1 protein-coding gene is annotated in these 1,684 nt (G+C 67.0%); it reads right to left on the bottom strand.

Features of this window, described 5'->3' with window-relative positions:
• Window positions 1-1,684, bottom strand: a 1,684-nt coding sequence (rpoB, locus tag ABD844_RS14625) for a DNA-directed RNA polymerase subunit beta (protein ID WP_344877077.1), incomplete at both ends; no start/stop codon positions are given.

Raw genomic sequence — 1,684 nt, 5'->3', positions numbered from 1 at the left:
GCTGAACACGCGCACCGCGATGACCTTGCCCTGCTCGCCGTGCGGCACCTTCAGCGAGGTATCACGCACCTCACGGGCCTTCTCCCCGAAGATCGCGCGCAGCAGCCGCTCCTCCGGCGTCAGCTCGGTCTCGCCCTTCGGCGTGACCTTGCCGACCAGGATGTCACCCGGCACCACCTCGGCGCCGATGCGGATGATGCCCCGCTCGTCGAGATCGGCCAGGACCTCCTCCGACACGTTGGGGATGTCGCGGGTGATCTCCTCGGGACCCAGCTTGGTGTCACGGGCGTCGACCTCGTGCTCCTCGATGTGAATCGAGGACAGGACGTCGTCCTGCACCAGCCGTTGCGAGATGATGACCGCGTCCTCGTAGTTGTGACCCTCCCACGGCATGAACGCCACCAGCAGGTTCTTGCCCAGCGCCATCTCACCCTTGTCGGTGCACGGCCCGTCGGCGATCACCTGGTTGACCTCGACCCGGTCGCCCTCGGCCACGATGGGCTTCTGGTTGAACGAGGTGCCCTGGTTGGAGCGCCGGAACTTGGCCACGCGATACGTCGTCCTGGTGCCGTCGTCGTTCATCACCGTGACGTAGTCGGCGGAGACCTCCTCCACCACCCCGGCCTTCTCCGCGCTGATGACGTCGCCGGCGTCGGTCGCGGCACGGTATTCCATGCCGGTGCCGACCAGCGGCGCCTCGCTCCTGAGCAGCGGCACCGACTGGCGCATCATGTTCGCGCCCATCAGGGCCCGGTTGGCGTCGTCGTGCTCGAGGAACGGGATCATCGCGGTGGCCACCGACACCATCTGGCGCGGCGACACGTCGATGTAGTCGACCTCCTCGGCACGGGCCAGCTCGGTCTCACCACCCTTGGTGCGCACCAGCACGCGCGGCTCGGCGAACGACCCGTCGGAGTTGAGCGCCGTGTTGGCCTGCGCCTTGACGTACCGGTCCTCCTCGTCGGCGGTCAGGTAGTCGATCCGGTCGGTGACCTTGCCGTCGACCACCTTGCGATAAGGGGTCTCGATGAAGCCGAAGGCGTTGAGCCGCCCGTAGGAGGCCAGCGAGCCGATCAGGCCGATGTTGGGGCCCTCGGGGGTCTCGATCGGGCACATCCGGCCGTAGTGCGACGGGTGCACGTCACGGACCTCGAAGCCCGCCCGCTCACGCGACAGACCACCGGGACCCAGCGCGTTGAGTCGCCGCTTGTGCGTCAGGCCCGCCAGCGGGTTGATCTGGTCCATGAACTGCGACAACTGCGAGGTGCCGAAGAACTCCTTGATCGAGGCCACCACCGGGCGGATGTTGATCAGGGTCTGCGGGGTGATCGCCTCGACGTCCTGCGTGGTCATCCGCTCGCGCACGACCCGCTCCATGCGGGCCAGACCCAGGCGGACCTGGTTCTGGATCAGCTCGCCCACGTTGCGCACGCGGCGGTTGCCGAAGTGGTCGATGTCGTCGACCTCGATGGGCAGGTCGGCGGAGTCTTCGCCGGCGTGCAGCCGGACCAGGTATTCGACCATGGAGACGATGTCGCCCTCGGTCAGGACGGTGACGTTGATGTCGGTGTCGGACCCGAGCTTCTTGTTGATCTTGTAGCGACCCACCTTGGCGAGGTCGTAGCGCTTGGGGTTGAAGTAGAGGTTCTCCAGCAGGGTCTGCGCCGACTCCTTGGTCGGCGGC

The sequence above is a fragment of the Nonomuraea antimicrobica genome, assembly GCF_039536965.1.
In the GTDB taxonomy this organism is placed as follows: domain Bacteria; phylum Actinomycetota; class Actinomycetes; order Streptosporangiales; family Streptosporangiaceae; genus Nonomuraea; species Nonomuraea antimicrobica.
Note: the sequence above shows the minus strand (reverse complement) of the source record. Positions and strands in the feature narration are given on the sequence as shown.